This window comes from Streptomyces phaeofaciens (assembly GCF_014648915.1).
GTDB classification, from domain to species: domain Bacteria; phylum Actinomycetota; class Actinomycetes; order Streptomycetales; family Streptomycetaceae; genus Streptomyces; species Streptomyces phaeofaciens.
Genome location: NZ_BMSA01000012.1, coordinates 37,492 through 62,986, shown reverse-complemented (window position 1 = coordinate 62,986; position 25,495 = coordinate 37,492). Strand labels below are relative to the sequence as shown.

The following is a 25,495-nucleotide window of genomic DNA, read 5'->3' as shown; positions in this document are numbered from 1 at the left end:
AGCCACTAGGACAGAACCACGGGGAGGAACCGTGTCCGGATTCGTAGAAAAGCCCGAGCCCCTCGAGGTGCCGGGCCTGGTGCATCTGCACACCGGCAAGGTGCGCGAGCTGTACCAGAACGAGGCGGGCGACCTCGTGATGGTCGCCAGCGACCGAACGTCCGCGTTCGACTGGGTGCTGCCGACCGAGATCCCCGACAAGGGCCGCATCCTCACCCAGCTCTCCCTGTGGTGGTTCGACCAGCTCGCCGATCTGGTCCCCAACCATGTGCTGAGCACGGAGCTGCCCGCCGGCGCCCCCGCCGACTGGCAGGGCCGCACCCTGGTCTGCAAGTCGCTGAAGATGGCCCCGGTCGAGTGCGTGGCCCGCGGCTACCTCACCGGCTCCGGCCTCGCCGAGTACCGGGAGTCCCGCACGGTCTGCGGCCTCGCCCTCCCCGAGGGACTGGTCGACGGCAGCGAACTTCCCGCCCCGATCTTCACCCCGGCCACCAAGGCCGCCGTCGGAGAGCACGACGAGAACGTCTCCTACGAGGAGGTCGCCCGCCAGGTCGGCGCCGAGACCGCCGCCCAGCTCCGCCAGGCCACCCTCGCGATCTACGGCCGCGCCCGCGACATCGCCCGCGACCGGGGCATCCTCCTCGCCGACACCAAGTTCGAGTTCGGCTACGAGGGCGAGACCCTGGTGATCGCCGACGAGGTCCTCACCCCGGACTCCTCCCGCTTCTGGCCGGCCGACCAGTGGCAGCCGGGCCGCGCCCAGGCATCCTTCGACAAGCAGTTCGTCCGCGACTGGCTCACCTCCGCCGAGTCCGGCTGGGACCGTGCCGGCGAGCAGCCCCCGCCGCCGCTGCCCCCGAACATCGTCGACGCGACCCGTGCGAAGTACGTCGAGGCGTACGAGCGCCTGACGGGCGTCACCTGGGCGTGACGCCCTGACACGCGAGGCCCCACGGGAAACCGGGGGCCTCGCGGCATGCACCGCCCCCGGAGAACCCCGAACGACCGGCCCCGGAAAAGGAAAGAGCGCCCGGGGCACACGAAAAGCCCTTCGGGCGGCCACGAAAAGGCCGCCAGACACGGAGCGACCTTCAGGGTGCGGAAAGACCTCCAGGGCACGGAGCTACCTTCTGGGCACGGAGCGACCTCAGGGCACGGAGCGGCCTTCTGGGCGCGGAACGCCTTCAAGACGCTGAACAGCCCTCAAGGCACGAAAAGACCCCGGCCCAATGGACCGGGGTCTGATTCCCGAGCGGACGACGAGGCTCGAACTCGCGACCTCAACCTTGGCAAGGTTGCGCTCTACCAACTGAGCTACGTCCGCATGCGCCGTGGCGCGAGGCCAACTATACCCAACCCCGCTCGCGAGCGAGACGCACCGCCGCGTGACGATTCTCCGCCCCGATCTTGGACACGGCCGACGACAGGTAGTTCCGCACGGTCCCCGGCGACAGCGCGGCCCGCTCGGCGATCTCCGTGACCGGCGCTCCGTCGGCGGCGAGTTCGAGCACCTCGGCCTCGCGCGAGGTCAGTGGCGAGTCCCCGGAGGCGATCGCGTCCGCCGCCAACTCCGGGTCGACGTAACGGTTCCCCGCGTGCACGGTCCGGATGATCTCCGCGAGCCGCTGCGCGCTCACCGTCTTCGGGACGAACCCGCGCACACCCGCCGCAAGCGCCCGCTTGAGGTGTCCCGGCCGGCCGTGGCTGGTGACGATCAGGACCTGGCAACCGGGCAGTTCGGCCCGCAGGGATGTGGCGACCTTCACACCGTCCCCGCCCGGCATCTGGAGGTCCAGGACGGCCACGTCGGGCCGATGGGCCCGGGCCATCGCCAGCGCCTCCGTCCCGGTGGCCGCCTCCGCGACGATCACCAGGTCGTCCTCCAGGGAGAGCAGCGCCGTCAGCGCACCCCGGATGAGGTGCTCGTCGTCGGCGAGCAGCACCCGCACCGTCATGAAGTGACCTCTCTCACGGCTTCCTTCCCTCTGCCTCTCGCACGGACTTCCTCCGGCTCCGGCTCCGACGGCTTCGCTCCCGCGCCCTCCCGCACGGCTGCGGCCTTCTCCCTCAGCGGCACCCGGGCCACCACCCGGAACGTGTCCGCCGCGGCGAACCCCGCCTCCAGCGTCCCGTCCACCCGCCGCAGCCGCTCCCGCAGCCCGGCCAGCCCCGATCCGCCGGCGCCCTCCGGACCGGCGGCGCCGGAGGCGACGGGTTCCGCGCCGTCGTTCTCCACCGTCAGCACCACCCGCCCCTCGGTCACCTTCAGCTCCACGGAACACCGCCCGGCGTCCCCGTGCCGCAGCACATTGGTGGTCGTCTCCCGCACCACCCAGCCGAGCGCCGACTGCACCCCGGCGGGCAGCCCGCCGGCGTCCCCGCGCACCTCGCAGACGATCCCGGCCGCCGTCAGCACACCCTGCGCTCCGGCGAGTTCCACACCCAGGTCGGCCTCCCGGTAGCCCCGGACGACATCGCGCACCTCCCGCTGGGACTCCTGCGCTATGCGCTGCACCTCGATCATCTGGTCCACGGCCTCCGGCCGGCCGCGCCGGGCCAGCTGCACGGCCAGCTCGCTCTTCAGGGCGATCACCGCGAGATTGCGGCCCATCACGTCGTGCAGGTCCCGCCCGAACCGCAGCCGCTCCTCGGCCACCGCGAGCCGGGCCTCGACCTCGCCGGCCCGCTCCGCCTCCCACAGCACCGCCAGGTTCCAGGCGCCGCAGCGGCAGGCGAACAGGGAGAAGCACGTCCCGAAGGCGGTGACGACCCCGACCGTGACGATCCCGGCCGGATCCGGATCGGTCCAGGCGAACAGGGCCATGAGCAGCACCGCGAGCGCTGCGGACCGGCGCAGGAACACCCGCACCGGCACCATCACGCCGTACAGCATTCCCACGGAGAGCAGCGTGGCCCCTATCGACAGCCGGACCGTCGCCGGGTCGGTGCCCTTCAGCGCGGCGAGCACCAGGGTCAGCGCCAGGCCGAAGACGGCCAGGACGGCCGCGGGAGCCAGGGCGCGCTGCGGGAGTTCGGCGCGCCCCAGGTAGTGGTCGAGGACGGGCCGGGTGAGCCGGTTCGCCTCGGAGCACTGCAGGACGGCCACCAGCAGGAGCAGGCCGCCGACGATCATCGGCACGGGCCGCCGCTCCAGCCCGCCCACCAGGGGCAGCGCGAGCCAGGCGAAGGAGAAGAACCAGGTCGTCAGATACCAGGTGATCAGCGTCTGAAGCTCGACCCGCTCGGCCTTGCTGCGGTCCTTCCAGTGACGCCGATGCCACCCCCGGATGCGGCCCAACATCATTGCCCTCCCCTGCCGTTGGAACCCGGTGTGGTCAGCGCCGGGGCTCCCACCTGAACCACCGTCGTACAGCAAACACCGCCAGCACGGTCCAGGCCAGCGCGATCGCGATGGCGCGCAGGCACTCGTACGCCGAGAGGTCGCCGGTCCAGCCGCCGCGGATCAGGACGATCACCGGGGACAGCGGCAGCAGTTCGCAGAAGGAGGCGAGCCGGTCGGGCAGCAGCTCCAGGGGGACGGTCACCCCGGAGCCGATCATCGAGACCAGCACCATCGGCATCGTCGTGACCTGGGCGCTCTCCACCGTGCGGGTCACGGCCGCGGTGACCGCCGCCAGCGCCGCGCACATCGCCAGGCCCGTCAGCAGTCCGAGGACGGCGAGATGGGGTGCCTCGGGCGCGGGTATGTCGAGCAGGATCGTGGAGCCCGTCACCAGCACCAGGGACTGCGCCAGCCCGGTGGCCAGGACCGGTAGCGCCGCACCGGTGAGGATCTCGGCGTCCCGCAGCTCGCCGGTGCGCAGCCGCTTCAGCACCAGCTCCTCGCGCCGGGCGGTGTAGATCGCGGCCAGCGCCGAGTACACCCCGAACAGCAGGGAGAAGCCGATCGCGGCCGGCAGCAGGACGAGACCGGTGGTGAGGCCGACGTCCTGGACCTCCATGTCCTCGACCACCGACGCCAGGCTGAGCGGCAGCACCAGCGGTACCAGCACCGCCGCGAGGAGCGTGCTCTTGCTGCGCCCGAGCAGGGTCAGCTCGGCACGGGCGAGGGCGGCCATACGGCTCGCCGGGGTCGTCACCGGCCGGGCCGAACCCACCGGCCGCGCCGCGCCCTTGACCACGGCGCCACTCGCTTCGACACGTGCACCGCCACGCGCGCTGCCGCTCGCACCGTCACCCATGCCGCCGTCCCCGTTCATACCGCCGCCTTCATTCGTGAGGCCGCTCATGCCTCCACCTCCGCGTCCGCCGTCCGGCGTGACGCCTCCCTGGCTATCCCCAGGAACGCCTCCTCCAGCGAGGCCGACCGCACATCCAGCCCGTGCAGGTCGACCCCGGCCCGCTCGGCCCACACCAGCAGCCCGGTCGCCGCCCGCTGGAGCTCGTGAGTGCGCAGCCGGACGAGGGGGCCGTCCACCTCGTGCTCGGACACGCCGAGTTCGGCCAGGGGCGGCAGATCGCCGACGAAGTAGCCCTCGGGCAGGCGGAAGGTGATCCGGGAGGGCTGGGCCGCGGTCACCTCGGCGGGTGTCCCGGCGGATGCGATGCGCCCCTCGTGGAGGATGGCGAGCCGGTCGGCGAGGTTCTCCGCCTCTTCCAGGTAGTGCGTGGTCAGCAGCACCGTCGTACCGGAATCGCGCAGGGCGCGGACCAGGTCCCAGGTGTCGCGGCGGCCCTCGGCGTCGAGGCCGGTCGTCGGCTCGTCCAGGAACAGCACCTCGGGGTCGCCGAGCAGGGCGAGCGCCAGGTCGAGGCGGCGCCGCTCACCGCCGGACAGCTGCTTGACCCGGACGCCGGCCCGCGCGGCGAGTCCCACCAGGGACAGCACCTCGCCGACCGGGCGGGCGCCGCTGACGCATCCGGCCCACATCCGCGCGGTCTCGGCGACGGTCAGCTCGGAGGGGAAGCCGCCCTCCTGGAGCATCACCCCGGTGCGCGGCCGGACGGCGGCCCGGTCGGCGTGCGGGTCGTGGCCGAGGACGCGGATACGCCCGCCGTCGGGCCGCGCGAGGCCCTCCAGCAGCTCGACGGTCGATGTCTTGCCGGCGCCGTTGGTGCCCAGCAGCGCGAAGATCTCACCGCGGTCGACGTGGAAGGAGATGCCACGGACCGCTTCGAACCCGCCCCCGTACACACGCCGGAGGTCGGTGACCTCAATCACGTGTTCATTCGTGTCCATGCCTCAAGGCTCCCGGAGAACCGAGGCCGGCGGCAGTGCGAGGTGTCACCACTCCCCATGACAAATGTCAGAAAGCCACCGGCCCCCGGCCCCCGGCCACTAAGCCCCGGCCCCCGGCCCCCGGCCACTAAGCCCCAGCCCCCGGCCGGCCCCCGGCCCCCGGCCACTAAGCCCCAGCCCTCGGCCACCACTAAGCCCCGACCACCAACCACCAGACGCACCCCCCACGCCCACACCCATACCCACGCCCACACACGAGCACGACCACGAGCACGACCACGAGCAGAAGGACACACGAAAAGACCCCGGTCCATTGGACCGGGGTCTGATTCCCGAGCGGACGACGAGGCTCGAACTCGCGACCTCAACCTTGGCAAGGTTGCGCTCTACCAACTGAGCTACGTCCGCATTGCCTCCGACCGGCTTTCACCGATCGGCGCGAGCACCAGCCTACCTGATCCACATACGTGGTCGGGACGGCGATGCAGAGCGGGTGACAGGAATTGCACACTGCGCCTTCCCCCTGGAAGGGGGATGTTCTGCTACTGAACTACACCCGCGTGGCCTCCATGAGCTGGGCTTTTCGGCCCCGCCCGGCGGCGTGCTCCAGACATTAGCCGACCATGTGGGGGGTAGCGCAAGTCGGTTGCCCCCAGGGTCCGCTGACGGGGCCCCGGGACGGGGCTGGAGGGCGCGCCGGAGAGCGGGCCCCGAGGGCAACCGGACGGCGCGGGCTCACTGCGCTTCGGCGAACGCCTCGTAGACCCTCTTGGGGATGCGGCCGCGCGCGGGGACCTCCATCTTGTTGGCCTGGGCCCAGGCGCGGACGGCCGCCGGGTCGGGCGCGACCTCCGTCTGCTTGTACGCCTTGCCGGACTTCGACCGCTTGCGGCCGGCCTCCACGTAGGGGGCGAGCGCCTTGCGCAGTTTCCCGGCATTGGCTTCATTGAGGTCGATCTCGTACGACTTGCCGTCGAGTCCGAAGGCGATCGTTTCCGCCGCTTCCGAGCCGTCGATGTCGTCAAAGAGAGTGACCACGACCTTCTGCGCCACGAATATCGGTCCCTTCGTGCGACAGCTCTGCGATGACGTGCCAAGACGTCACGGAGATGTCGACTGTCCGCCAGTTATGAGGCAAAGTATCGGCTATTGCCAATTCATTTGTACAGTGCCCGGCAATCGAATGTGAAGCCCGACTAAATCTGCCCGCGTGTCCCAGCGCAATAGGGAACACGGGTGCACCCCGGATCTTTCCCTGAATTTTTCGCGAAGGCACTGGTCCGATACCTGATCGTGATGGCGCTCACGTAGTTTCCTACAACTCTACCCGCGTAGAAATTTTGTGCAGGTAGTCTGAAGGCACCTGTTGGAGACACCATCAGGAGCCTGCTCAGCACCACACCACCGGGAGTGCCAGTGGCACGCGTCGTAGTCGACGTCATGCTCAAGCCGGAGATCCTCGACCCCCAGGGCCAGGCGGTGCAGCGCGCACTGCCGCGGCTGGGTTTCGAAGGCATCTCCGACGTACGTCAGGGAAAGCGATTCGAACTGGAAGTTGACGGACCGGTCGACGAGGCCGCCCTCGCCCGCATCCACGATCTTGCGGAATCCTTCCTCGCCAACACCGTGATCGAGGACTTCACCGTCAAGGTGGAGGAAGTCGCGGAGGCCGCGAAGTGACCGCTCGTATTGGCGTCGTCACTTTCCCGGGCAGCCTCGACGACCGGGACACCCAGCGCGCCATCCGCCTCGCGGGTGCCGAACCGGTCGCGCTCTGGCACAAGGACAAGAACCTCCATCAGGTCGACGCGGTCGTCCTGCCCGGTGGTTTCTCGTACGGCGACTATCTGCGCGCCGGGGCCATCTCCCGCTTCTCCCCGGTGATGGAGACCGTCATCGAGCAGGCGAAGGCGGGTCTGCCCGTCCTCGGCATCTGCAACGGCTTCCAGATCCTCACGGAGGCCCACCTGCTTCCCGGCGGGATGCTCGGCAACGACCACCTCCACTTCATCTGCCGCGACCAGAAGCTGCGGGTGGAGAACGCGGACACCGCCTGGACCGCCGACTACACGGCCGGCCAGGAGATCCACATCCCGCTGAAGAACATGGACGGCCGGTACGTCGCCGACGCGTACACGCTCGACAAGCTGGAGGCGGAGGGCCGGGTCGTCTTCCGCTACCTGGACTTCAACCCCAACGGCAGCCTCCGCGACATCGCCGGCATCACCAACGAGGCCGGGAACGTCGTAGGCCTCATGCCGCACCCGGAGCACGCCGTCGAGCCGCTCATCGGGTCGGGCCGTACCGACGGCCTCCCGTTCTTCACCTCGATCCTCAAGAAGCTGGTCAACGCATGAGCCGGACGCCTCTGGACACGGTCGAGCACGCGGCCGCGACCCCCGACGTCGAGCTGCCCTGGGCCGAACTCGGTCTGAAGAAGGACGAGTACGAGCGGGTCGTGGAGATCCTCGGCCGCCGGCCCACCGGCGCCGAGCTCGCCATGTACTCCGTCATGTGGTCCGAGCACTGCTCCTACAAGTCGTCGAAGGTGCACCTGCGCCAGTTCGGCGAGAAGGCCCCGCAGTCCGACGCCCTCCTCGTCGGCATCGGCGAGAACGCCGGCGTCGTCGACGTCGGCCAGGGCTACGCGGTCACCTTCAAGGTCGAGTCGCACAACCACCCGTCGTACGTCGAGCCCTACCAGGGCGCGGCCACGGGTGTCGGCGGCATCGTCCGCGACATCATCGCGATGGGCGCCCGCCCGGTCGCGGTGGTCGACCCGCTGCGCTTCGGCGCCGCCGACCACCCCGACACCAAGCGCGTCCTGCCCGGCGTCGTCGCCGGCATCGGCGGCTACGGCAACTGCCTGGGCCTGCCGAACATCGGCGGCGAGGTCGTCTTCGACGCCTGCTACCAGGGCAACCCGCTGGTCAACGCCGGTGCCATCGGCGTCATGCGGCACGAGGACATCCACCTCGCGAAGGCGTCCGGCGCCGGCAACAAGGTCATCCTGTACGGGGCCCGGACCGGCGGCGACGGCATCGGCGGCGCCTCCATCCTGGCCTCCGAGACCTTCGACGACGCCAAGCCCTCGAAGCGTCCCGCCGTCCAGGTCGGCGACCCCTTCCAGGAGAAGCTCCTCATCGAGTGCACCCTGGAGGCCTTCGCCGAGAAGCTGGTCGTCGGCATCCAGGACCTCGGCGCGGCCGGTCTGTCCTGCGCCACCTCCGAGCTGGCCTCCAACGGCTCCGGCGGTATGCGCGTCACCCTGGACGACGTACCGCTGCGCGACTCCACGCTCTCGCCCGAGGAGATCCTCATGAGCGAGTCGCAGGAGCGCATGTGCGCGGTCGTGGAGCCGGCGAAGGTCGAGCGGTTCCTGGAGATCTGCGACAAGTGGGACGTCATCGCCACCGTCATCGGTGAGGTGACCGACGGCGACCGCCTGGAGATCTTCTGGCACGGCGGCAAGATCGTCGACGTCGACCCGCGGACGGTCGCCCACGACGGCCCCGTCTACGAGCGCCCCTACGCCCGCCCGGACTGGCAGGACGCCCTCCAGGCCGACGACGCGAACAAGCTCGCGCGCCCGGCGACGAGCGACGAGCTGAAGGACCAGGTCCTGAAGCTGGTGGCCTCGCCCAACCAGGCGTCCAAGAAGTGGATCACCTCGCAGTACGACCACTTCGTGCAGGGCAACACCGTCCTCGCCCAGCCCGAGGACTCCGGCATGATCCGGATCGACGAGGAGTCCGGCCTCGGCGTCGCCATCGCGACGGACGGCAACGGCCGGTACGCCAAGCTCGACCCGTACGCGGGCGCGCAGCTGGCCCTCTCCGAGGCCTACCGCAACGTGGCGACGACCGGTGCCAAGCCGCTCGCCGTCTCCGACTGCCTGAACTTCGGCTCGCCCGAGGACCCGGCCGTCATGTGGCAGTTCGCGGAGGCCGTCCGCGGTCTCGCCGACGCCTGCCTCCAGCTCGGCACCCCGGTGACCGGCGGCAACGTCTCGCTCTACAACCAGACGGGCGACGCGGCCATCCACCCCACCCCGGTGGTCGCCGTCCTCGGCGTGATCGACGACGTCGCGCGCCGCACCCCGGTCGCCTTCCAGGAGGAGGGCCAGCTGCTCTACCTCCTCGGCGACACCCGTGAGGAGTTCGGCGGCTCGGCCTGGTCGCAGGTCGTCCACGACCACCTCGGCGGCCTGCCTCCGAAGGTCGACCTGGAGCGTGAGCGCCTGCTGGCCGAGATCCTGATCTCCGCCTCCCGCGACGGCATGATCGACTCCGCGCACGACCTGTCCGACGGCGGTCTGATCCAGGCGGTCGTGGAGTCGGCGCTGCTCGGCGGCAAGGGCGCGCGTCTCGTCGTACCGGACGGGCTCGACGCGTTCACCCTCCTGTTCTCCGAGTCCGCCGGACGTGCCGTCGTGGCCGTCCCGCGCTCGGAGGAGCTCCGCTTCAACGACATGTGCGGCGCCCGGGGTCTCCCGGTCACCCGTATCGGTGTCGTCGACGGCGAGACGGTCGAGCTCCAGGGCGAGTTCGCGCTGTCCCTGGAGGAGCTGCGCACGGCGCACGAGGGGACGATCCCGGCCCTGCTCGCCTGAGCGGTCCCACGACGACGAAGGCCCCGCCCGATGACGGCGGGGCCTTCGCCGTGTTCGCGGGGCCGGCCGACCCGGCGCCCGGTGTCCGCCCCCGGGGTGCACTCACCGCCAACGCCCCCGGCGGGAGAGGCGGTTGTGCCAGGCTGAGAGGTGTACGGGCACACGGCGGCGCGTGGGCGCGAGGAGTGGGCGGATGAAGATCAGGTTCCAGGCGTCCGGACCCGACGGGGAAGCAGAACTCGGGTCCCTGTTCGACTGGTTCTCGGACGACAGAGCACTGCGGGGGCACGTCCGGGTCGAGCGGATCGCCCTCGACACCCCGGGACGGATGGGGCCCGGCCTGGAGGCGGTGCTGACCGTGCTGTCCACGGCCGCCGGTGTGGCCCAGCTCCCGCTGTCGTATCTGGCCTGGCGCCACTCCCGCAGGCCCCGGCCGCCGATCGTCCTCAACGTCCTCGGCGGGGACCCCGCCGAGGTGGAGGAGCTGCTGCGCAGGCTTCGGGGAGAGACCGGGGAGGACGGCGCCGCGGGGGAGGACCGGCCTTGACCGCGACCGTGCCGCACCAGGGCGAGGGCAGCGGCGAGGACCTGGGCACGGCGGGCGAGAACCTCACCCGGATCGATCCCCTCCGCTCGGCCTGTGTGCTGATCGGCGTGGACGACTACGCGTCCCTCGACCCGCTGCGCAGCGTCCGCCACAACCTCGTCGAGCTGCGGGACGCGCTCGTGAAGGAGACGATCTGGGGCATCCCCGAGGACCGGATCGTCACGGTCGCCAATCCTCGGGCACCGGCCGATCTGGTCGGGCCGATTCGGGAGGCGGCCTGGCGCGCCGAGGACACCCTGATCGTCTACTACGCGGGTCACGGCCTGCTCGACCGGCACGAGCGGCAGCTTCTGCTCACCCTGCCCGACTCGGTCGAGGGCCGGCCCGACACCTGCGTCCGATCCCGTGACGTGCGCCTGGCCATCCGCGACACGGGCACCGCGATGCGCAGGGTGCTGATCCTCGACTGCTGCTTCAGCGGACAGGTGCTGAACGAGATGGCCGGCACCGACCGGGGCGCCCAGGGCGGCGCGGCGGCGGTGCAGACGCTGGACGGCGTCCAGGGCTCCTACGTGATGACGTCCGCCCCGCGCGACCGCCCCTCGCACGCCCCCGACCCCAGGCGCTGCACGGTTTTCACCGGCGCCCTGGTGGACGTCATGAACCAGGGGCTGCCGGACGGGCCGGACATGCTGGGGCTGCACGCCCTGTTCCAGGCCGTCAAGGAACGCATCACGACCATGCGGCCGACGATGCCGCAGGAGCCGCAGGACGAGGACCGCAACGGCGTCGGCCGGCTGGACTTCGTCCGCAACCGGGCGGTGGCGCCCCCGCCCCCGCCCCTGCCGCACCAGGCCCTGGCCGAGCCGCCGCGCCGGTCCCGGGCCCGCACCCTGGTGTGGTCGCTGACCGCCGGCGCGGTGGGCCTGGCCCTCGGGCTCGGCGCGGCACCGGCCCGCGACTGGTGGGACGACACCCACCCGGCGGCCGCGACCGGCGCCTGCGGGACACCGGGCAGATCCGACGCGCCCCGGGCGGTCCTGCTCGACCACTCCGACGCCCTGGACAAGACGCACGTCGACTACGAGGACATCGAGGGCCTCTCCTCCCTCGCCCTCGTCCATGAGGGCGACGAGGTCGAGGCCCTCGCGCTGGAGGACAACTCCCCGGGCCGGGTCTTTCCCCTCACCCTCGGCAGCCCCTTCGACCTGCGGCCGGTCGCCGCGACCGGCCGCACCCTGCGCAGTGCGGACAACGAGGAGTTTCCCCAGTGGTACGACGGGGAGGCGCTGGTCGTGGAGAAGGGCGGCCGGACGATGCTGATCGGCTCCGAGACCGGCCCGGCCATCCGGCGCTTCGACATCGACTCCGGCCGGCAGATCGGCGCGGACCTGCCGATCCCGAAGGTGCTGCGGTACTGGCCCGAGGGCGGGGCCCAGGCCGGCCGGAGCATCGAGTCCCTCGCCCTCACACCGGACGGCCGTCATCTCTACGCCGGCTGGGAGGCGCCGCTCTCCAAGGACGGCGACACCCGCGGCCGGGGCATCATCCGCATCCAGCGCTACACGGGCTCGCCGGGCGGCGCCTACACCCCGGACCTGCAGTACGCGTATCTCGCCGGCGACGGCATGAACCTGGTCGAGCTGGCCGCCGTCGACGACTCGGGCGGGCTGCTCGCCCTGGAGCGCCAGTACACGGACGGCCTCGGCACGGCGATCCGGGTGGTCCAGCTGTCCCTCGGCAAGGCCCGGGACGTGGCCGGCGGCGGCTCCCTCTACGGCCGGTCCGCGGACGTCTTCGCCAAGGATCAGCCCGTGTTCAACCTGCTCGACTGTCCCGCGGGCGGCCCCGGCGCGGTCGCCACCTCCGGGTCCGTGCAGCTCAACCCGCTGGTCGACAACGTGGAGGGGATGGCGCTGGGCGCCCCCTGGACGGAGGGCCGCTACAAGGGCTGGCGCCCGCTGTACATGGTCTCCGACGACAACGACAGCCCCGACCAGATCACCCGCCTGTACGCGCTGGCGGTACGGCTGACCCTGTGAGGCCGGGCCGGGCCGCGGCGGGAGCCACGCGGCTGGGGGTCCCCCCTCTGGGGGAGTGCGTGCCAGGCCCCGCGACCCCCGGCGAGATCCGAGAGAGAGGCTCTAGGCTCACGCCATGCCCCCGGCCAAGAAGCGCGCCCGTACGTACGATCCCGCCAAGACCCGGACGGCCGTGTCGGCCCAGTTCCGTGCCGTACGGACGGCGGTCGCCGGACTCACGCCCGAGCAGCTGGCGCTGCCGACGCGGCTCGGGGAGTGGACCGTACGCGAGCTGGTCGCGCACATCGGGATGGCGGTGACCGCCGTGCACCGGGCGCTCGACCTGCCGGAGCCCGCGCGGCAGGACGCCGTGCTGCTGGACTGGCCGTTCGCCACCGTGGCCAGTGCCCCGGCCATCGACGACTTCACCCGGGACGTCGTCGAACGGCACCCCGATCTCGACGCCTACCTCGCCGGCATCGAGCGGAGCCTGCCCGAACTGCTCGACGCCCACCCCGCCGGCCGGCTGCTCCAGACCAACGCCGGCGCCCTGCCGCTGGCCGACTACCTCGTCACCCGCACCGTGGAACTCACCGTCCACACCGACGACCTCAACGCCGCCGTCCCCGGTCTGGACGTCCCGTTCGACCGGCAGGCCCTCGCCGCGGCGACCCGGCTGCTCGCCGACGCGCTCGCCGCGAAGGCGCCCGGCAGCGCGACGGAGGTGCGGGTTCCGCCCTACGCCGTCGTGCAGTGCGTCGAGGGGCCGCGGCACACCCGCGGTACCCCGCCGAACGTCGTCGAGACCGACCCGCTGACCTGGCTGCGGCTGGCGACCGGGCGCCTGACCTGGGGGGAGGCCCGAGCGGAGGCCAAGGTCAGCGCGAGCGGCGAGCGGGCCGATCTGGGAGCGCTCCTCCCGCTGATGTCCTGACCGGACGATGCCGAATGATGTGCGACACCTCACTCATGCATACGGAACGCGACCGCGCAGGGCCGCCCCGGTCACCCGAAGGATCATCCCGGGAACCCGGTTCAGGCCATCTGACCTGCGAAAATAAGTCGATCATGGATATCTCTGCCGGACGATGATCCAGTTACCCGCAGGTATCCCCAATTCGGACCAGTGGTCGATCTCGCCTACACTCGGTGGCGTGCCACGTGGTGACGGTCGACTCAGTCATGATCTGCTCCCCGGCGAGAAAGGACCCCAGGACGCTTGCGGCGTCTTCGGAGTCTGGGCTCCCGGTGAAGAGGTCGCCAAGCTCACTTACTTCGGGCTCTACGCCCTCCAGCATCGGGGTCAGGAATCCGCGGGAATCGCGGTCAGCAACGGCTCCCAGATCCTCGTCTTCAAGGACATGGGGCTCGTTTCCCAGGTCTTCGACGAGACCTCGCTCGGTTCGCTCCAGGGTCATATCGCGGTCGGACACGCCCGCTACTCGACCACCGGTGCCTCCGTGTGGGAGAACGCCCAGCCGACGTTCCGTGCCACCGCGCACGGCTCGATCGCGCTCGGCCACAACGGCAACCTCGTCAACACCGCCCAGCTCGCCGAGATGGTCGCCGACCTGCCCAAGCAGGAAGGCCGCACTCCGCGCGTCGCGGCGACCAACGACACCGACCTGCTCACCGCGCTCCTCGCGGCCCAGGTCGACGCCGACGGCAAGCCGCTGACCATCGAAGAGGCCGCGCACTCGGTCCTCCCGCAGGTCCAGGGCGCCTTCTCGCTCGTCTTCATGGACGAGCACACGCTCTACGCCGCCCGCGACCCGCAGGGCATCCGCCCGCTGGTCCTCGGCCGGCTGGAGCGCGGCTGGGTCGTCGCCTCCGAGTCCGCGGCCCTCGACATCTGCGGCGCCGCCTACGTCCGTGAGATCGAGCCGGGCGAGTTCATCGCCATCGACGAGAACGGCCTCCGTACCTCTCGATTCGCGGAAGCGAAGCCCAAGGGCTGCATCTTCGAGTACGTGTACCTGGCCCGCCCCGACACGGACATCGCCGGCCGGAACGTCTACCTCTCCCGCGTGGAGATGGGCCGCAAGCTGGCCGCCGAAGCCCCCGCCGAAGCCGACCTGGTCATAGCGACCCCGGAGTCCGGCACCCCCGCCGCCATCGGCTACGCGGAGGCGAGCGGCATCCCGTTCGGCGCGGGCCTCGTCAAGAACGCCTACGTCGGCCGGACCTTCATCCAGCCCTCGCAGACGATCCGCCAGCTGGGCATCCGCCTGAAGCTGAACCCGCTCAAGGAAGTCATCAAGGGCAAGCGCCTGGTCGTCGTCGACGACTCGATCGTGCGCGGCAACACCCAGCGCGCCCTGGTCCGCATGCTCCGCGAGGCCGGCGCCGCCGAGGTCCACATCCGGATCTCCTCGCCGCCCGTGAAGTGGCCCTGCTTCTTCGGGATCGACTTCGCCACCCGCGCCGAACTCATCGCCAACGGCATGACGATCGACGAGATCGGCACCTCGCTCGGCGCCGACTCCCTGGCGTACATCTCCATCGACGGCATGATCGAGGCGACCACCATCGCCAAGCCGAACCTCTGCCGCGCCTGCTTCGACGGCGAGTACCCGATGGAGCTCCCGGACCCCGAGCTGCTCGGCAAGCAGCTCCTGGAGACCGAACTGGCCGCCGGTCCGGCCGCCACGGCCGCGGCCGACGCGATCCGTCGCCCGTAAGTCCTGCCGTACGACACGAAAGTTCTCACTAGCCATGTCTGAGACCCCCATTGCCGACGGCGGCGCCAGCTACGCAGCCGCGGGCGTCGACATCGAGGCGGGCGACCGCGCCGTCGAGCTGATGAAGGAGTGGGTGAAGAAGACGCAGCGCCCCGAGGTCCTGGGCGGCCTCGGCGGCTTCGCCGGCCTCTTCGACGCCTCCGCCCTCAAGAACTACGAGCGCCCGCTGCTCGCCTCCGCCACGGACGGCGTCGGCACCAAGGTCGACATCGCCCGTCAGCTGGGCGTGTACGACACCATCGGCCACGACCTGGTCGCGATGGTCATGGACGACATCGTGGTGTGCGGCGCCGAGCCGCTGTTCATGACCGACTACATCTGTGTCGGCAAGGTCCATCCCGAGCGCGTCGCCGCCATCGTCAAGGGCATCGCCGAAGGCTGTGTGCTGGCCGGCTGCGCCCTGGTCGGCGGTGAGACGGCCGAACACCCGGGCCTGCTGGGCGAGGACGACTTCGACGTCGCCGGCGCCGGTACGGGCGTCGTGGAGGCCGACCGGCTGCTCGGCGCGGATCGTATCCGTACGGGTGACACGGTGATCGCCATGGCGGCCTCCGGCCTTCACTCGAACGGATACTCCCTCGTCCGGCATGTCCTGCTGAACCAGGCCGGCCTCTCCCTCGACGCGCGGATCGAGGAGTTCGGCCGCACCCTCGGCGAGGAGCTGCTGGAGCCCACCAAGATCTACTCGCTGGACTGTCTGGCCCTGACCCGGACGACGGACGTGCACGCCTTCTCGCACATCACCGGCGGCGGACTCGCGGCCAACCTGGCCCGGGTCGTCCCCGACGGCCTGCACGCGATCGTCGACCGCTCCACCTGGACCCCGGCCCCGGTCTTCGACCTCGTCGGCCGCACCGGGAAGGTCGAGCGGCTGGAGTTGGAGAAGACGCTGAACATGGGCGTCGGCATGATGGCCGTCGTGCCGCAGGAGTCGACGGACGTCGCCCTGGCGACCCTCGCCGACCGTGGCGTCGAGGCCTGGGTCGCCGGTGAGATCACCGAGCGTGGCGAGCACTCGACCGGCGCGGAGCTGGTGGGCGACTACGCCTGAGACCGCGCGGGCAGCACAAGAGCCGGTCGGTGACCGAAGTCACCGACCGGATGAGTGCTCAAAGCAAGGTCAAGCGCCGCGACGGTGTTGTTGCGAGGAGTCCTCGTCGTCATCCTCGTCGTCGGCCCCGTACAGCTCGGCGTACCGTGCGTACGGGTCATCGTCTTGCTCATCGTCATCGTCCTCGAACGGCTCGCCATTCGGCGGAATGTTCGATGGCGATGCGCCCAGCTCTTCGGCCAGGCGTGAGAGATCTGTCCCGCCGCTGTTGTACTTCAGCTGGCGGGCGACCTTCGCTTGCTTGGCCTTGGCCCGGCCGCGCCCCATGGCTCGACCCCCTCAACGACGGGGCTCGCTGGCCCCAGGTTGACACGCGTTCATGATCCAGGACGGTCTCTCCTCGGAGAGCCCGTCGTAGGGCTCCCACGGTACCTGAGCCCACGCCCGTACGGTACGTCGCCCGTAGCACGCGCGTGTGCACAGAACCTTTGAGGCGCCCCGTCCTCGCTGGTCAGTGGCGATTTTAACCACTTCTCGGCGGCCGACCCGCCGGGAAGAGTGAGAGTTCTCTCTAACTTTCCACCCGGCGGTACCGCCGAAACCCTCGGGACGCCTCTGGGGAAGCCGTCCCGGAACGTCACCGTCCGCGCGCGCGGGCCGCCTCGTGCATCCGCTGTTCGGCGATCCGGTCGGCCGCGGCGGCCGGCGGAATCCCGTCCTCCTTCGCACGTGCGAAGATGGCGAGAGTGGTGTCGAAGATCTTCGACGCCTTCGCCTTGCACCGCTCGAAGTCGAACCCGTGCAGTTCGTCGGCGACCTGGATGACCCCGCCGGCGTTCACCACGTAGTCCGGCGCGTAGAGGATCCCGCGGTCGGCGAGATCCTTCTCCACGCCCGGGTGGGCGAGCTGGTTGTTGGCCGCGCCGCAGACGACCCGGGCGGTCAGCACCGGCACCGAGGAGTCGTTCAGCGCCCCGCCCAGCGCGCAGGGCGCGTAGATGTCGAGTCCCTCGACCCGGATCAGCGCCTCCGTGTCGGCGACCGCCGTGACCCCCTCCGGGTGCCGGTCCAGGATCCGGCGCACGGCGTCCTCGCGCACGTCGGTGACGATCACCTCGGCGCCCTCGTTCCGCAGGTGCTCCACCAGGTGGTGGCCGACCTTGCCGACGCCGGCGACGCCGACCCGGCGGCCGCGCAGCGTGGGGTCGCCCCACAGGTGCTGGGCGGAGGCCCGCATGCCCTGGTAGACGCCGAAGGCGGTGAGCACCGAGGAGTCGCCGGCGCCGCCGTTCTCGGGGGACCGGCCGGTCGTCCAGCGGCACTCGCGCGCCACGACGTCCATGTCGGCGACATAGGTGCCGACGTCGCAGGCGGTCACGTACCGCCCGCCGAGCGAGGCCACGAAACGGCCGTACGCCAGCAGCAGCTCTTCGGTCTTGATCGCTTCGGGGTCACCGATGATCACGGCCTTGCCGCCGCCGTGGTCGAGCCCGGCCATGGCGTTCTTGTACGACATCCCGCGCGCGAGGTTCAGGGCGTCGGCGACGGCCTCCTCCTCGGTCGCGTACGGGTAGAAGCGGGTACCGCCGAGGGCGGGGCCCAGCGCGGTGGAGTGGAGTGCGATGACGGCCTTGAGGCCGCTGGCGCGGTCCTGGCAGAGCACGACCTGCTCGTGACCCCCCTGATCCGAGTGGAAGAGGGTGTGCAGGACGCCGTTGGATACGTCGGTCACTGTGGTGACTCCTGGGTAACTCGCGGCGGTTGGGACAAGGGCTCCCGTACGGGTGGCGGGGCCTGTGGGATGAGCGTAGAGCCTGCACAGCCCGCCGACGCCGCAGTGTTCGGGATCACCTCCGCACGGCGTACGGCCGTGCGACGATTCGCATGGTTTTCCGTGCCCACGGGCGCGGGTCCCGCAGGTTTCCCGGTCGGCCCAGGGGGGAGGGAGCAGGCGTGCCCAAGGTGTCCTCGCTGATCGTCCCGTACGCGTCCTATCTGCGGGTGTACGAGCCGCTGGCCGCCTTCCCGGAGCCCGAGCGCAGCCACTGGGCGCGCTACGCCCGCCGCCCCGAGCACCCCTCCTACCAGGACGAGCTGCACCGCTCGCTGGCCGATCTGCTGCCCACCCCGCCGGTGCCCGTGCCGGTGCACGAGAGCGGCGACGCGTTCGTGCTCGAGGTGGACGGCGTGCTGTGCGTCTGCCCCTGGCGGACCCGGCTGCGCGGCTGGCAGGCCCTGGCCGAGCTGGACGACGAGCTGCCCAGGCCGGTCCTGGAGGCGGCGCTCCCCGAGGTCGTGCGCCGGCAGGCCGCCCAGGACCACGAGCGCTGGCGGGAGCGCAATCCCGACGCCCGGCCCTGGATCCGCACGGCGACCTGGCAGGTGCCGCTGAACTGGTTCGTCCTCGTCGCCGACGAGGAGCGGGCGTACGAGAAGGGGACCGCGGAGGTGGCGCCCGTGCTGCGCTACCGCACCCCGATGGTGCAGGCGCGGCGCCGGGTGGCCCGGGGGCTGCGGGCCCTCAAGGACGCCATGGACGAGGGGCCGCTGATCGACGGCCTGCTGGACGTGGGGCGCTGGCTGGAGGAGTTCCACCCGCGTTCGCTGGTGGAACTGGACTACGGCGGTCTGGTGCACGCCCTGCCGGCCGGCGATCTCGAGGACGACCACTCCGCGAAGGACGTGGCCGAGGGGATCGCCGCGCTGCGGCGCGGGGACGGCGAGGCGGCGGGCGAGGCGTACGGGCGGCTGGTGGAGCGGTGGCGCTCCGTGCGGGACCGGCGGTCGGCCAACTGACCTGCCCCGTTCGGGCCCGCCTGACGGTGTGACAGACGTGACAGCCCTTTCCCTGTGTGACCCGCGTCACGGACGAAATGGTTCGAACAGCGTACGGTCAGCGCCACTTCACGGAACTGACGGGGCGTAGGTCCCGATCCGGGCTTTTGTCGCAAGGGTGATGGACCGCACGTACACGGCCCTTGCGTCGCTTGCCCCTCCTCGTGCCAAAATAGGACAAGGAGTCCGGGGAGGGCTCCGTCCGCCTACTTATGCTCCATGGTGGGGGGAATCTCGGTATTGCACTGCTTTGGGGGTTCTGGTGACTCCTGAGCGCCCCTGTGACTGATCGTCACAGGGGCGTGACTGTCCGCTATGGCATGGTCCATCGGCTTCCGTCGCCGATGAACACCTGGGGGGCAATTCCATCGGTTTGGCCGACGCGGCTGGACGGATGGTGTAGTTGTAGTGCCGAGGACAAGCCGTTCGTCCTATAACCGACTCGACTCGCGTCCGCCATTTCGGGCAACGCGGGTCAAGGTGCAGAATTTAGAGGAAAGAACCGAGAAGGTTCGGTTCTCCCGAGGAGGCCGCTCATGACCGCTCGCACCCCTGATGCTGAGCCGCTGCTGACCCCGGCTGAGGTCGCCACCATGTTCCGTGTGGACCCGAAGACGGTCACGCGGTGGGCGAAGGCCGGCAAGCTCACGTCGATCCGTACGCTCGGCGGACATCGCCGATACCGCGAGGCCGAGGTCCGCGCCCTGCTTGCGGGCATTCCGCAGCAGCGCACCGAGGCCTGAACAACTGAATAACCGGGCGAAACGCCAGGTCCCCCAACCTGTCGTGTCGTTCGAACCCTGGCTACGAGCGACGCGGGTCTGCCCCAACAGGCCCGTCGCCCACAGGGAGCGTCGTCGATCGCGCTGGACTCCGCCGGGTCCAGCGCGATCTTTTTTGTGCGTCCACGACCGTCCCGGAAGCCGTATCAGGTGGCTCTGTGAGCGGGCTTGTCGGAGTCTGGGGAGGCTCTGGGAGGGTTCCTGGAGGCATCCTCCACAGTGGTGCAATTGCACATATTAAATTGACCTGTTGTAGGAGACCGGTAAGTAGGCCCGGTTCCAAAACTTATGCGGTGACACCCGTCACATGCCAGTGGCCTTGTTGCCGCAGGTCCGGGTGCGCTAGTGGAAGCGCTTGCAGGTCAGCCTTCCTCCATCGCCCCCTCGCCGTACGGCTGTTGACGCCGCCGAGAGGTCAGGAGGCCGAGGAGCCCTCGTCCTCCGCGGCGACCCTCTCAGGGGCTTGTGTACCCGCTGGAGCGCCGTCCATCGCCAGCCGCAGCAAGCGGTGGCAGATCGGACAGTGACGGGTCAGGTGCCGGTAGGACGACGCGGCCGACAGATGCGCGCGGAGCAGGGCCCGCGTCTCGTGCCTGACCGATGCCGCCATGCGCCACCTCCTGGGGGCCACACGGGGAAAGGGCCCTGAGTTCTGGGGTACCGACGGAATGTGACGCCGTCAAGGGCGCGAGTCCCCCGCCGGACGGGCGGCGTGCCACCGCCGATGCCCCTACGGGCCTCCCGGGGCCCCTGTGGCCGCCCCGGAGCCGCACTCCGGGCTCATCGGCCCCGACGGCGCCCCGGCCTCACCTGCCGAACGGCGCGACGGTGAGCCGGCTCAACGGGCCTTGGGCGGCCGCCGGGCACACGAAGAAGGCCCGCATCCCCGAGGGGGTGCGGGCCTTCCTTTGCTTCACTGCGGTCCTGACGGGATTTGAACCCGCGGCCTCCACCTTGACAGGGTGGCGAGCACTCCAAACTGCTCCACAGGACCAGGCTTTGCGGCACTTTGTCTTGCGCTGTGCTGCGAGAAGGACTGTACAGGAGGGTGAGCCCCGTGGTCGAACTCACCCTCCGTACAGGGTCCGTCACGGTGCCGCGGCGTCGATCGCCTTCACGATCCGCTTGTCCGAGACCGGGTACGCGGTGCCCAGCGCGTGGGCGAAATAGCTGACCCGGAGCTCCTCGACCATCCAGCGGATGTCCAGGACCTGCCGCGGCACCGGCCGGCCCCGGGGAAGCTGCTCCAGCAGCCAGGCGTACTCGTCCTGCATCTCGTGGACCTTCTCCATGCGGGTGGTGTCCCGCTGGACGTTTGTTGCCATCTGCTGAAGGCGTCGGTCGGCGGCGACGAGGTAGCGCATCAGGTCCGGCAGCCGCCGCAGCCCCGCCCACGTCACGAAACCGGGCTTCACCAGGGCGTCCAGCTGCGCCCGCACGTCCGCCAGGTTGGCCAGCAGCGTCGGGCTGCGTACGCCCTTCAGACGGCGCTCACAGGCCTGCCAGGCGGCGAGGACCTGCTGCACCTGCCCGACCGTACGCACCGTCGTGTCGACGATCTCCGCACGCACCTTGTCGTACAGCTTCCGGTACGACTCCTCGTCCCACGCCGGGCCGCCGAAGTCGGCGATCAGCCGGTCCGCCGCCGCCATGGCGCAGTCGTCGAACAGGGCCTGTATCGACCCGTGCGGATTGGCCGACAGGGCGAGCTTCTGGGCGTTCGTGAGCTTCTCGGACGCGAACTTCGCCGGGTTCACCGGGATGTTGCGCAGGATCAGCCGCCGGGTGCCCTTCCACATCGCCTCCGCCTGCTCCGCCTCGGTGTCGAAGAGGCGTACCGAGACCGTGTCGCCGTCGTCGACCAGTGCCGGGTACGCCTTCACGGGCTGGCCGGCGCGGCGGGTCTCGAAGACGCGGGTGAGCGTGCCGATCGTCCAGTCGGTCAGGCCCGAGCGTTCCAGGGACTCGCCGCCCCGGCGCTCGGCGGTCGCCGCGGCCGCCTGGGAGATCGCCTGGCGTGCCTTCGGCTTCAGACGGAGCCTCAGCGCTTCCAGATCCTTGTCCTCGGCCAGCTTGCGGCGCCGCTCGTCGACGATCCGGAACGTGATCTTCAAGTGGTCGGGGAGCCTCGACCAGTCGAAGTCGTCCGCCTCGAAGGGAACGCCGACCATGCGCTTCAGCTCACGCGCCATGGTGGTGGTCAGCGGCTCCTGGAGGGGCACCGCCTGGTCCAGGAAGCGCTTGGCGAAGTTCGGCGCCGGCACGTAGTGACGGCGGATCGGCTTGGGCAGCGAACGGATCAGCTCGGTGACGACCTCTTCCCGCAGACCCGGGATCTGCCAGTCGAAGCCCTCGTCCGTGACCTGGTTGAGCACCTGGAGCGGGACATGGACCGTCACACCGTCCGCGTCCGCACCCGGCTCGAACTGGTACGTCACCCGGAACTTCAGCGGCCCCTGACGCCAGGAGTCCGGATAGTCGGCCTTGGTGACCGCCTCCGCCGACTCCCGGATGAGCATCTCCCGCTCGAAGTCCAGGAAGTCGGGCTGCTCATGCCGCTTGCTCTTCCACCAGGAGTCGAAATGGGCACCGGAGACGACGTGTTCGGGGACCCGCTGGTCGTAGAAGTCGAACAGCGTCTCGTCGTCGACCACGATGTCCCGGCGCCGCGCACGGTGCTCCAGCTCCTCGACCTCGCTGAGCAGCCTGCGGTTGTCCGCGAAGAACTTGTGGTGCGTACGCCAGTCGCCCTCGACGAGCGCGTTGCGCAGGAACAGCTCACGGCTCGTCTCGGGATCGATCCGGCCGTAGTTGACCTTCCGCTGGGCGATGATCGGAACGCCGTACAGGGTGACCTTCTCGAAGGCCATCACCGCCGCCGCGTCCTTCTCCCAGTGCGGTTCGCTGTACGTCCGCTTCAGCAGGTGCCCGGCGAGCGGCTCGACCCACTCGGGCTCGATCTTCGCGTTGACCCGCGCCCACAGCCGGGAGGTCTCGACCAGCTCGGCCGACATCACGAAGAGGGGCGTCTTCTTGAACAGCGCCGACCCGGGGAAGATCGCGAACTTGGCGCTGCGCGCGCCCAGGTACTCGTTCTTCGCCGTGTTTTTCCCGCCCTCCCGCCCAGCGTTCTTCCCACCCTCCCCCCCGGCGTTCTTCACGTCCTTCATCCCGATGTGCGACAGCAGACCGGCGAGGAGGGAGACGTGGATGCTGTCGCCGGAGGCGTCCTGCTCGTTGAGGTGGATGCCCATCTGCTTGGCGACCGTGCGCAGCTGCGTATAGATGTCCTGCCACTCACGGATCCGCAGGAAGTTGAGGTACTCCTGCTTGCACATCCGGCGGAAGGACGACGAACCGCGCTCGCGCTGCTGCTCACGGACGTACCGCCACAGGTTGAGATAGGCGAGGAAGTCGCTGGTCTCGTCCTTGAAGCGGGCGTGCTGCTGGTCGGCCTGGGTCTGCTTGTCGGAGGGGCGCTCGCGCGGGTCCTGGATGGAGAGCGCGGCGGCTATGACCATGACCTCGCGGGCACAGCCGTTCTTCTCGGCCTCCAGGACCATCCGGGCCAGCCGCGGGTCGACGGGCAGCTGGGCCAGCTTGCGGCCGGTCTGCGTGAGCCGGTTGCGCGGGTCCTTCTGCGCCGGGTCCAGTGCGTTCAGCTCCTGGAGCAGCTGGACGCCGTCGCGGATGTTGCGGTGGTCCGGCGGGTCGATGAAGGGGAACTTCTCGATGTCGCCGAGGCCGGCCGCGGTCATCTGGAGGATGACGGAGGCGAGGTTCGTGCGCAGGATCTCCGCGTCCGTGAACTCCGGGCGGGCGGCGAAGTCGTCCTCGTCGTACAGCCGGATGCAGATGCCGTCGCTGGTCCGGCCGCAGCGGCCCTTGCGCTGGTTGGCGCTGGCCTGCGAGATCGGCTCGATGGGCAGGCGCTGGACCTTGGTGCGGTGGCTGTAGCGGCTGATCCGGGCGAAGCCGGGGTCGATGACGTATTTGATGCCGGGGACGGTCAGGGACGTCTCGGCGACGTTCGTCGCCAGAACGATCCTGCGGCCCGTGTGCTGCTGGAAGACCCGGTGCTGCTCGGCGTGCGAGAGCCGGGCGTAGAGGGGCAGTACTTCCGTGAAGCGGTACTGCTTCTTCTCCAGCGCGTCGGCCGTGTCCCGGATCTCCCGCTCGCCGGAGAGGAAGACGAGGATGTCGCCCTTGCCCTCGGCCTGGAGCTCCTCGACGGCATCGCAGATCGCGGTGATCTGGTCGCGGTCGACGTCCTCGGAGTCCTCTTCGAGGAGCGGCCGGTAGCGGACCTCCACCGGGTACGTCCGCCCGCTGACCTCGACGATCGGGGCGTCTCCGAAGTGCCGCGAAAAGCGCTCCGGGTCGATGGTCGCCGAGGTGATGATCACCTTGAGGTCGGGCCGGCGCGGCAGCAGCTGGGCCAGGTAGCCCAGCAGGAAGTCGATGTTGAGGGACCGCTCGTGGGCCTCGTCGATGATGATCGTGTCGTACGCGCGCAGCTCGCGGTCCGTCTGGATCTCGGCCAGCAGGATGCCGTCCGTCATCAGCTTCACGAAGGTCGCGTCCGGGTTCACCTGGTCGGTGAACCGCACCTTCCAGCCGACGGCCTCGCCGAGCGGTGTGCGCAGCTCCTCCGCGACCCGCTCGGCGACCGTACGGGCGGCGATCCTGCGCGGCTGGGTGTGTCCGATCATGCCGCGGACGCCGCGACCGAGCTCCAGGCAGATCTTGGGGATCTGGGTGGTCTTACCGGAACCGGTCTCACCGGCGACGATGACCACCTGATGGTCGCGGATGGCGGCCGCGATCTCGTCCTTCTTCTGGCTGACCGGAAGCTGTTCGGGGTACGAGACGGCCGGGACGCGGCCGCGCCGCAGCGTCATCCGCTCCTCGACCCGCGCGACGTCCGCCTCGATCTCGGCGAGGACGGCGGCGCGGGCCTCCGGCTTGCGGATCTTGCGCGCGCCTTCGAGCCTGCGCCCGAGCCGGTGCGCATCACGCAGGGACAGCTCGGCCAGACGGGGGGCGAGGGCGCCGAGGGCGGGGGCAGGGTGCGTAGACATACGCGATCCAGGATCTCATCCCGGGGAAAAACGTGGCTAACGCTTTTGTCTCGGCGGTTCGGGCGGGGGAGTCGTGCCCCGTCCGGGCGGGTCGCGTCCGCCGTACGGGGTCCAGGGGTGTCTCCCTCAGGGCCTGTCGTCCGCGTCGCGGCGCAGGACGATCGACCGGGCGGTGTTCGAGACCGCCTTGATGCCCAGATACGCGGTGGTCGTACTGCTGACGGCCGTGAAGGCGGCCGTCAGCACGCCGACGATCACGGAGGTGTCGCCGTCCAGCTGCCAGACGCCGAAGACGGCTGTCCCGGCTATGGCGAGATTGCTGATGATCACTGCCAGCAGTCCGTACCGCGCCCGGTCCTTCTCCAGCTCGACGTCCCGGCCCATCGCTGCCCCCGTCCCTCCGCGAAAGACATACAACAAGGCCCCGATCCGAAGATCGGGGCCTGTGCTGTGGCTGGGGCCGGGGTCGAACCGGCGACCTACCGCTTTTCAGGCGGTCGCTCGTACCAACTGAGCTACCCAGCCGAGGAGTCCACGAGGAACTCCAGCGGTCCTGACGGGATTTGAACCCGCGGCCTCCACCTTGACAGGGTGGCGAGCACTCCAAACTGCTCCACAGGACCAA

General features: G+C 70.2%; 21 protein-coding genes and 6 tRNA genes. 11 read left to right on the top strand and 16 right to left on the bottom strand.

Annotated elements, in window-relative coordinates; genetic code table 11:
* The first annotated feature begins 31 nt into the window (after positions 1–31).
* Positions 32–931, top strand: coding sequence for a phosphoribosylaminoimidazolesuccinocarboxamide synthase (locus IE275_RS20830; protein ID WP_189712849.1), 900 nt, complete (start codon positions 32–34; stop codon positions 929–931).
* A 320-nt stretch (positions 932–1,251) separates the two neighbouring features.
* Here the strand turns inward: IE275_RS20830 and IE275_RS20825 are convergent.
* The 8 genes from IE275_RS20825 to IE275_RS20790 all read right to left on the bottom strand — a co-directional run bounded on the left by IE275_RS20825 (position 1,252) and on the right by IE275_RS20790 (position 6,253).
* Positions 1,252–1,324 (bottom strand) — tRNA-Gly (locus tag IE275_RS20825).
* 22 nt (positions 1,325–1,346) lie between these two features.
* Positions 1,347–1,955: a response regulator transcription factor gene (locus IE275_RS20820; RefSeq protein ID WP_189712848.1), complete on the bottom strand. Its 609-nt coding sequence runs from the start codon at positions 1,953–1,955 to the stop codon at positions 1,347–1,349.
* Positions 1,952–3,304, bottom strand: coding sequence for a sensor histidine kinase (locus tag IE275_RS20815; protein WP_189712847.1), 1,353 nt, complete (start codon positions 3,302–3,304; stop codon positions 1,952–1,954). The genes IE275_RS20820 and IE275_RS20815 overlap by 4 nt, the downstream gene beginning before the upstream one ends.
* Before the next feature lie 31 nt (positions 3,305–3,335).
* Positions 3,336–4,079, bottom strand: a complete 744-nt coding sequence (locus IE275_RS20810) for an ABC transporter permease (RefSeq protein WP_229870429.1) — start codon at positions 4,077–4,079, stop codon at positions 3,336–3,338.
* Between the two features lie 167 nt (positions 4,080–4,246).
* On the bottom strand, positions 4,247–5,200 hold the full coding sequence (locus tag IE275_RS20805) for an ABC transporter ATP-binding protein (RefSeq protein WP_189712846.1): 954 nt from the start codon (positions 5,198–5,200) through the stop codon (positions 4,247–4,249).
* A gap of 335 nt (positions 5,201–5,535) precedes the next feature.
* Positions 5,536–5,608: transfer RNA gene (locus IE275_RS20800), tRNA-Gly, on the bottom strand.
* 80 nt (positions 5,609–5,688) lie between these two features.
* Positions 5,689–5,760 (bottom strand) — tRNA-Gly (locus tag IE275_RS20795).
* A 175-nt stretch (positions 5,761–5,935) separates the two neighbouring features.
* On the bottom strand, positions 5,936–6,253 hold the full coding sequence (locus tag IE275_RS20790; protein ID WP_189712845.1) for a histone-like nucleoid-structuring protein Lsr2: 318 nt from the start codon (positions 6,251–6,253) through the stop codon (positions 5,936–5,938).
* A 363-nt stretch (positions 6,254–6,616) separates the two neighbouring features.
* Here IE275_RS20790 and purS point away from each other — a divergent pair, with 363 nt between their 5' ends.
* The 8 genes from purS (at position 6,617) to purM (ending at position 16,172) form a co-directional block, all read left to right on the top strand.
* A complete protein-coding gene (gene purS, locus IE275_RS20785; protein ID WP_015659417.1) occupies positions 6,617–6,880 on the top strand; it encodes a phosphoribosylformylglycinamidine synthase subunit PurS in 264 nt (87 codons plus the stop codon).
* A complete protein-coding gene (gene purQ / locus IE275_RS20780; RefSeq protein ID WP_189712844.1) occupies positions 6,877–7,557 on the top strand; it encodes a phosphoribosylformylglycinamidine synthase subunit PurQ in 681 nt (226 codons plus the stop codon). The genes purS and purQ overlap by 4 nt, the downstream gene beginning before the upstream one ends.
* Positions 7,554–9,812 (top strand): phosphoribosylformylglycinamidine synthase subunit PurL, encoded by a 2,259-nt coding sequence (gene purL, locus IE275_RS20775; RefSeq protein ID WP_189712843.1) that lies wholly within the window; start codon positions 7,554–7,556, stop codon positions 9,810–9,812. The genes purQ and purL overlap by 4 nt, the downstream gene beginning before the upstream one ends.
* Positions 9,813–10,005: 193 nt before the next feature.
* Positions 10,006–10,359 (top strand): effector-associated constant component EACC1, encoded by a 354-nt coding sequence (locus IE275_RS20770; protein ID WP_189712842.1) that lies wholly within the window; start codon positions 10,006–10,008, stop codon positions 10,357–10,359.
* Positions 10,356–12,401: a caspase, EACC1-associated type gene (locus tag IE275_RS20765; protein ID WP_229870404.1), complete on the top strand. Its 2,046-nt coding sequence runs from the start codon at positions 10,356–10,358 to the stop codon at positions 12,399–12,401. The genes IE275_RS20770 and IE275_RS20765 overlap by 4 nt, the downstream gene beginning before the upstream one ends.
* 115 nt (positions 12,402–12,516) lie before the next feature.
* Positions 12,517–13,314 carry a maleylpyruvate isomerase family mycothiol-dependent enzyme gene (locus tag IE275_RS20760; RefSeq protein ID WP_189712841.1) on the top strand — a complete coding sequence of 266 codons (798 nt, stop codon included), beginning with the start codon at positions 12,517–12,519 and terminating at the stop codon, positions 13,312–13,314.
* A gap of 220 nt (positions 13,315–13,534) precedes the next feature.
* Positions 13,535–15,061, top strand: coding sequence for an amidophosphoribosyltransferase (purF, locus tag IE275_RS20755; RefSeq protein ID WP_189712840.1), 1,527 nt, complete (start codon positions 13,535–13,537; stop codon positions 15,059–15,061).
* Positions 15,062–15,095: 34 nt separating this feature from the next.
* Positions 15,096–16,172, top strand: a complete 1,077-nt coding sequence (gene purM / locus IE275_RS20750) for a phosphoribosylformylglycinamidine cyclo-ligase (protein WP_189712839.1) — start codon at positions 15,096–15,098, stop codon at positions 16,170–16,172.
* A 69-nt stretch (positions 16,173–16,241) separates the two neighbouring features.
* On the opposite strand, the gene IE275_RS20745 is transcribed toward purM, so the two are convergent.
* Both IE275_RS20745 and IE275_RS20740 read right to left on the bottom strand, forming a co-directional pair.
* Positions 16,242–16,499 (bottom strand): DUF3073 domain-containing protein, encoded by a 258-nt coding sequence (locus IE275_RS20745; protein WP_030798031.1) that lies wholly within the window; start codon positions 16,497–16,499, stop codon positions 16,242–16,244.
* Between the two features lie 310 nt (positions 16,500–16,809).
* Positions 16,810–17,904 carry a Leu/Phe/Val dehydrogenase gene (locus tag IE275_RS20740; protein WP_189712838.1) on the bottom strand — a complete coding sequence of 365 codons (1,095 nt, stop codon included), beginning with the start codon at positions 17,902–17,904 and terminating at the stop codon, positions 16,810–16,812.
* Positions 17,905–18,125: 221 nt separating this feature from the next.
* Between IE275_RS20740 and IE275_RS20735 the strand changes: the two genes are divergently transcribed.
* Positions 18,126–18,968, top strand: a complete 843-nt coding sequence (locus IE275_RS20735; RefSeq protein WP_189712837.1) for a DUF8083 family protein — start codon at positions 18,126–18,128, stop codon at positions 18,966–18,968.
* 575 nt (positions 18,969–19,543) lie between these two features.
* The gene (gene bldC, locus IE275_RS20730) at positions 19,544–19,750 is read left to right on the top strand and encodes a developmental transcriptional regulator BldC (protein ID WP_033321412.1); all 207 of its coding nucleotides are present in this window, start codon (positions 19,544–19,546) and stop codon (positions 19,748–19,750) included.
* 454 nt (positions 19,751–20,204) lie between these two features.
* Here bldC and IE275_RS20725 read toward each other — a convergent pair whose 3' ends face one another.
* The 6 genes from IE275_RS20725 to IE275_RS20700 all read right to left on the bottom strand — a co-directional run bounded on the left by IE275_RS20725 (position 20,205) and on the right by IE275_RS20700 (position 25,493).
* A complete protein-coding gene (locus tag IE275_RS20725; protein ID WP_189712836.1) occupies positions 20,205–20,399 on the bottom strand; it encodes a DUF6274 family protein in 195 nt (64 codons plus the stop codon).
* Positions 20,400–20,708: 309 nt separating this feature from the next.
* Positions 20,709–20,783 (bottom strand) — tRNA-Asp (locus tag IE275_RS20720).
* A 94-nt stretch (positions 20,784–20,877) separates the two neighbouring features.
* On the bottom strand, positions 20,878–24,870 hold the full coding sequence (gene hrpA / locus IE275_RS20715; RefSeq protein ID WP_189712835.1) for an ATP-dependent RNA helicase HrpA: 3,993 nt from the start codon (positions 24,868–24,870) through the stop codon (positions 20,878–20,880).
* Between the two features lie 126 nt (positions 24,871–24,996).
* Positions 24,997–25,254 carry a hypothetical protein gene (locus IE275_RS20710; RefSeq protein WP_189712834.1) on the bottom strand — a complete coding sequence of 86 codons (258 nt, stop codon included), beginning with the start codon at positions 25,252–25,254 and terminating at the stop codon, positions 24,997–24,999.
* A gap of 67 nt (positions 25,255–25,321) precedes the next feature.
* A tRNA-Phe gene (locus IE275_RS20705) sits at positions 25,322–25,395 on the bottom strand.
* A gap of 23 nt (positions 25,396–25,418) precedes the next feature.
* Positions 25,419–25,493, bottom strand: a tRNA-Asp gene (locus IE275_RS20700).
* Positions 25,494–25,495: the final 2 nt, after the last annotated feature.